The organism is Streptomyces sp. FH025, assembly GCF_017427025.1.
GTDB lineage: Bacteria > Actinomycetota > Actinomycetes > Streptomycetales > Streptomycetaceae > Kitasatospora.
In genome coordinates, this window is record NZ_JAFLNG010000485.1 from 1 (window position 1) to 5,923 (window position 5,923).

6 protein-coding genes are annotated in these 5,923 nt (G+C 72.5%); 2 read left to right on the forward strand and 4 right to left on the reverse strand.

Translation table 11 applies throughout. From position 1 onward, the window contains the following. Positions 1–73 precede the first annotated feature (73 nt). Positions 74–1,450 (forward strand): AarF/ABC1/UbiB kinase family protein, encoded by a 1,377-nt coding sequence (locus J0670_RS27365; protein WP_207814369.1) that lies wholly within the window; start codon positions 74–76, stop codon positions 1,448–1,450. Positions 1,451–1,576: 126 nt separating this feature from the next. Here J0670_RS27365 and J0670_RS27370 read toward each other — a convergent pair whose 3' ends face one another. From J0670_RS27370 to J0670_RS27385, 4 genes are all read right to left on the reverse strand, one after another. Then, on the reverse strand, positions 1,577–1,978 hold the full coding sequence (locus J0670_RS27370; protein WP_207814370.1) for a hypothetical protein: 402 nt from the start codon (positions 1,976–1,978) through the stop codon (positions 1,577–1,579). After that, entirely contained in the window at positions 1,975–2,343 is a 369-nt protein-coding gene (locus J0670_RS27375) for a WhiB family transcriptional regulator (protein ID WP_374223178.1), read from the reverse strand. The genes J0670_RS27370 and J0670_RS27375 overlap by 4 nt, the downstream gene beginning before the upstream one ends. Positions 2,344–2,511: 168 nt before the next feature. Beyond that, positions 2,512–2,970, reverse strand: a complete 459-nt coding sequence (locus tag J0670_RS27380; RefSeq protein WP_207814371.1) for a hypothetical protein — start codon at positions 2,968–2,970, stop codon at positions 2,512–2,514. 259 nt (positions 2,971–3,229) lie between these two features. Further along, on the reverse strand, positions 3,230–5,500 hold the full coding sequence (locus J0670_RS27385; protein ID WP_374223179.1) for an ATP-dependent DNA helicase UvrD2: 2,271 nt from the start codon (positions 5,498–5,500) through the stop codon (positions 3,230–3,232). A gap of 232 nt (positions 5,501–5,732) precedes the next feature. On the opposite strand from J0670_RS27385, the gene J0670_RS27390 reads away from it, so the two are divergent. Continuing rightward, positions 5,733–5,923: glutaredoxin domain-containing protein (locus J0670_RS27390; RefSeq protein ID WP_207814373.1), on the forward strand; the 191-nt coding region annotated here is incomplete at its 3' end.

Below are 5,923 nucleotides of genomic sequence, written 5' to 3' on the forward strand. Positions count from 1 at the left end.
GTGGGGAGCGGGCACAATGGCGTAGTGATGGTGGGGCCGTCCGGTGTCGGGGGGCCAGGAAATGGAGGCCCGGGTGAGCGATCTTCCGCGCAAGGCAGTGACCCGCACGGCACGGCTCGCCGCCCTGCCGTTGGGGATAGCCGGCCGCGCCACGCTCGGCCTGGGCAAGCGCATCGGCGGCCGCTCCGCCGAGGTCGTGACGGCCGAACTCCAGCAGGCCACCGCCGACCAGTTGTTCAAGGTCCTGGGCGAACTCAAGGGCGGGGCGATGAAGTTCGGGCAGGTGCTGTCGGTCTTCGAGGCCGCGCTGCCCGAGGAGGTCGCCGGGCCGTACCGGGCCGCGCTCACCAAGCTGCAGGACGCCGCTCCCCCGATGCCCGCCGCCAAGGTGCACGCCGCGCTCTCCCAGCGGCTCGGGGACGGCTGGCGGGAGCTGTTCCTGGAGTTCGACGACCGCCCGGCCGCGGCCGCCTCGATCGGCCAGGTGCACCGGGCGGTCTGGCACGACGGCCGCCCGGTCGCGGTCAAGGTGCAGTACCCGGGCGCGGGCGACGCGCTGCTGGCCGACCTGTCCCAGCTGAGCCGGGTGGCCTGGCTGCTCGGCCCGCTGATCCCCGGTCTGGACATCAAGCCGCTGATCACCGAGCTGCGCGAGCGCGTCTCGGAGGAGCTGGACTACGAGTTGGAGGCGCAGGCCCAGCGCCGGCACGCCGAGGAGTTCGCGGGCGACCCGGACATCGTGGTGCCGGGCGTGGTGGCGCAGACGGACCAGGTGCTGGTCACCGAGTGGATGGACGGCACCCCGCTGGCCGAGGTGATCGCGAACGGCACCCAGGAGGAACGCGACCGAGCCGGCCAACTGCTGGCCCGGTTCCTGTTCGCCGGCCCGTCCCGGACCGGCCTGCTGCACGCGGACCCGCACCCGGGCAACTTCCGGCTGCTCACGGACGGCGGCCCGGTCTCGGGCTGGCGGCTGGGCGTGCTGGACTTCGGCACGGTGGACCGGCTGCCGGGCGGGCTGCCCGCACCGATCGGGGCCTCGCTGCGGATGGCGCTGGACGGGGACGCGGCGGGCGTGCTGAAGATGCTGCGCGAGGAGGGCTTCGTGAAGCCCTCGATCCGGCTGGACCCGGACGCGGTGCTGGACTACCTGCTGCCGATCATCGAGCCGGCCGCGGTGGACAGCTTCCACTTCACCCGTGCCTGGATGCGCGCCCAGGCGGCCCGGATCGCCGACCCGCGCTCGCCCGCCTACAACCTGGGCAAGCAGCTGAACCTGCCGCCCGCGTACCTGCTGATCCACCGGGTGACGCTGAGCACCATCGGGGTGCTGTGCCAGCTGGGTGCCAAGGCGCCGTTCCGCGCCGAGATGCTGGAGTGGCTGCCCGAGTTCGCCGCCGCCCCTTCCAAGGGGCTCAGGAAGCCCACGAAGCCCGGCCGAACCGGCTGACCGACTGCGAACACGACCGCGGACACGACCGCAGGCCGCTCCCCGTCCGTCGACGGGGAGCGGCCTGCGGCACAACGGCGGCGGCGCACCCTACGGGCGCACCTGTAGTCGCGCCCGCGGGCGCGACTACATCAGCGCGACGGCGAGCGCCTTGCGGGCCCGCAGGGAGGCCCGCTCGGCCCGCTGCCTGAGCTTGCGGGCCCGGATGACCCGGCTGACGAGGCGTTGTTCCTCGGCCTCGTGGAGCCTGTCTTGCATATGGGCACGCGCCAGGGATTCATGCATGAGTTGCATCTCAAGGGTCCTGTTCTGGATCTGAAGTTCGGTGGTCTGCTCGGCGCGGACGGTGGGGTCGATGGCGTCGGGGGTCATGTCGTGGTCCTGCTCGTGGTGCGTGCTCGGGAATGGGACGGTGCGGGCTGCTGCGTCGGCCTTGGCGGCGGCGATCCGTACGGACCGGCGGAGGGCGCTGTCCAGCGGGGGCTGCTCTCCCCGGCGGACGGCCCTGGTTTCGTCGGCGGGGTTCACGCCATGACCTCGGTCTTGCGCGGACGGCCACGGGGCCGCTTGCGGGCCACGACGACGCCCTGGACGAACAGCTCGCCGCCCCAGACGCCCCACGGCTCACGCCGCTCCAGGGCGCCGGCGAGGCAGACCTCCTTCACCGGGCAGGTGCCGCAGAGGGACTTGGCGTACTCGACGTCGGCGGGCGTCTCGGCGAAGAACACCTCGGGGTCGAAGGCGCGGCAGGGGATGGGGAGACCGAGAGCCTCGGCCTGCTCGATCGAGCTGAGCTGCATGGAAGGAACCTCCGGGGGGTCGGCCTGGTCGGCCTTGGTGATCTGGCTTGTCGGCGGTACGGACGGGATGGGCGGCGTGATGACCGTGGACACTGTGGGCGTCTTCCTCGTCTTCTCAGTGGTTCCGGCCCAGTGGACTGGTGGTGCTGGGCCGGAGGCCCCGGAGGGCCTGGGTGGTCTTGCGTACCGGACAAAACAGAAGGGCCGCGGATCCCGGTGTGACGGGTTCCGCGGCCCTGGAGGTGCCGACCTGAGGCTGGCTCAGGTTCGTTCTCTCCAGGGTTCAGGGCCGCGGAAGGCCCGCATCCGGAAGGCCTCGGCGCCGATGAAGGCGGCCTCGGCCTGCTCAATCTGCTGCTCGTTCTGCTTCTGGGTGTTTCCGGCACCGATGACCTGCGCATAGCCGCCATGCATGGCGGCGGCTACGGCCGCCTTCGGTGCCTGGGTCGGTCGCTCATCGCGCTCGGGACGCGACGTGCCGAACGACGCCCAGTCACGGGACAGACCGGTCTCGACAACGGTGCCCTCGACACTCCTGCCGCCCGTGAGGCAGAGATCAGTGTGTCCAGGACCACTGACAACGGAGGCGACGGAGACACCGGTGGTGTCGAGACCCAGACCGGTTCCACCGAGCTCGGCGAACGCCCGCAGGCGGGCGGCACGCAGGGAGGCGGCGACGACGGTCTGGCCAGTCATTTTGGTGATCATGATGCTTCCCATTGTCTTCGCCTCCTCTCGGCGTCTCGCGGAGCCTGGTTCCCCTGGCTCCGAATGTTCGGATGTCTGTCTCGGTAAAGCTGTGGGGCGAGGGGAATCGGCACAGGTTTCACCCCGTGCGACCGCGTCCCCTTGACCGCTCCGGCAGGCTATTGCGCTCCCGGTACGCGGCGCAAACTATTTTTCACGCGAGTTCCGCGGCGCGTTACACGACGAGTTCCGAAGCCCCCGAGCAGTCCCCGTGGACCGCGCCCGCGCCGGCTCAGGCCGGATCGACCGAACCGCCGTCCTCGACGCCGTCCGGATCCTCCTCGGGCTCCTCCCCCGCACACAACGAGAGCACGGCGGCCCCGTACTTGTCCAGCTTCATGGCGCCGACCCCCGAGATCAGGGCCAGGTCCTGGCGGCTGGCGGGCACGTCCTCGGCGATCGCCATCAGCGTCGCGTCGGTGAACACCACGTAGGCCGGCGCGCCCTGCTTCCTGGCCTGCCGGGCCCGCCACTCGCGCAGCCGCTCGTACAGCGCCTCGTCCATCGTGGACGGGCAGTCCTCGCAGCGGCGCAGTTTGCGTTCGACGGCCTCGGTGAGCGCCTTGCCGCAGACCCGGCACTTGACCGGGCCGCGAGCCCGCCGGGCGGCGGAGCGCTCGCCGGGCTCGACGCTCCCCCGGCCGCTTCGCGCGCCGGAGCGCGAGCCCGGTGCGCTGGAGCCGGGGCGCAGTCCGTCCAGGAAGCGGCTGGGCTTGCGGCTGGCGCGGCCGCCCGGGGAGCGGGAGAGGGCCCAGGAGAGGCTGAGGTGCTTGCGGGCGCGGGTGACGCCGACGTAGAGGAGTCGGCGTTCCTCCTCGACCTGTTCGTCGGTCTTGGCGTAGATGATCGGCAGGGTGCCCTCGGTGAGGCCGACGAGGAAGACGGCGTCCCATTCGAGGCCCTTGGCGGCGTGCAGCGAGGCGAGGGTGACGCCTTCGACGGCGGGGGCGTGCTGGGCGGCGGCGCGGGCGTCGAGTTCGGCGACGTAGGCGGCGAGGTCGGCGGTCTGCCCGGCGGCGGTGCGGGTGCGCCCGAACTCCTCGGCGAGGCGGACGAGGGCGGCGAGGGACTCCCAGCGGTCGCGGACGGCGCCGGAGCCGGCGGGCGGTTCGGGGGTGAAGCCGCGGCTGGCGAGGACGGCGCGGACCTGGCCGGCGAGGTCGGGGGCGCCGGCGGTGAGCGGGTCGTCGGCGGCGCGGGCGGCGCCGCGCAGCAGGACGCCGGCGTCGCGGACCTCGGGGCGTTCGAAGAACCGTTCGGCGCCCTTGAGCTGGTAGGGGATGTCGAGGTCGGCGAGGGCCTGTTCGTAGACCTCGGACTGGCCGTTGGTGCGGAAGAGGACGGCGATCTCGCTGGCGCGCACGCCGGCGGCGAGGAGGTCCTTGATCCGGCGGGCGGTGGTCTCGGCCTCGGTGGGTTCGTCGTCGTACTCGGTGTAGACGGGTTCGGGGCCGTTCTCGCGCTGGGAGACGAGTTCGAGGCGGTGCCGGGCGGCCTCGCCGCGGGCCTGGGCGAGCAGCCCGTTGGCGAGGTGGACGACCTGCGGGGTGGAGCGGTAGTCGCGGACGAGTTTGACGACGGTGGCCTCGGGGTGGCGGCCGCGGAAGTTCAGCAGGTAGTCGGGGGTGGCGCCGGTGAAGGAGTAGATGGTCTGGCTGGCGTCTCCGACGACGCACAGGCTGGCGCCGCCGCCGGGGCCGGTCCACTGGTCGAGCAGCCGCTGCTGGAGCGGGGAGACGTCCTGGTACTCGTCGACGGTGAAGTGCCGGTACTGGGTGCGGACCTGGTCGGCGATGTCGGGGCGGTCCTCCAGGATGGCGGCGGTGAGCAGCAGGACGTCCTCGAAGTCGATGGAGCCGCGGCGGCTCTTGGTCTCCTCGTAGACGCGGTAGACCTGGGCGGTCTCGGCCGGGTCGCGGGGGGCTTCGCGGCCGGACTTGGCGACGGCGGCGGGGTAGTCCTCGGGGGCGGTCTGGGTGACCTTGGCCCATTCGATCTCGGCGGTGAGGTCGCGCAGCTCGGTGCGCTGGACGCGCAGGCCGCAGCGGCCGGCGGCTTCGGCGACGAGCTGGACCTTGCGTTCGAGGAGCTGGGGCACGGGGCCGCCGACGGCGCGGGGCCAGAAGTACTGGAGCTGGCGCAGGGCGGCGGCGTGGAAGGTGCGGGCCTGGACGCCCTCGGCGCCGAGCTGGCGCAGCCGGCCGCGCATCTCGCCGGCGGCGCGGGCGGTGAAGGTGACGGCGAGGACCTGCTGGGGCTGGTAGACGCCGCTGCGCACGCCGTAGGCGATGCGGTGGGTGATGGCGCGGGTCTTGCCGGTGCCGGCGCCGGCGAGGACGCAGACGGGCCCGTGCAGGGCGGTGGCGACGGCGCGCTGTTCGGGGTCGAGCCCGGCGAGCACGGCGTCGGGGCCCGTGGCGGCGCCGGGGTCGGCCCAGGGGGAGCCGCCGTGGGGGCCGTCGTACGGGCTGCCGCTCAAGAGGTCTTCCTGCATGCGTTCCATCCTCTCAGCCCGGTGGGACAGTGGGGGGCGGGTTGTCCACAGGCCTGGTGTGATCGCAGGATGATCACTTCAGCCTCCCCCGCTGCGGACCCCCGTACGGACGCCGTGCGAACCTCGTGGCGGCCTCGTGGGGACCCCGTGCGGGCCTCATAACGGAGGCCCGGAATGCGCGCCGCCCGGCGGACGTTGCGTTCGGAGACCGCAAGACCCCTCTTTCGAAGGAGCCCCCTCGATGTCCGGCACCGTGACGATGTACAGCACGACCTGGTGTGGGTACTGCAACCGGCTCAAGAGCCAGCTGGACCGCGAAGGCATCGGCTACACCGAGATCAACATCGAGGAGGACCCGGCGTCGGCGGCCTTCGTGGAGTCGGTGAACAACGGCAACCAGACGGTGCCGACGGTGCTGGTGACGCCGGCGGG

Bases quoted from the DNA above. Each gene is read 5' to 3' on its own strand.
- J0670_RS27380 (WP_207814371.1), bottom strand. From the start codon at position 2,970: ATGGGAAGCATCATGATCACCAAAATGACTGGCCAGACCGTCGTCGCC.
- J0670_RS27385 (WP_374223179.1), bottom strand. From the start codon at position 5,500: ATGGAACGCATGCAGGAAGACCTCTTGAGCGGCAGCCCGTACGACGGC.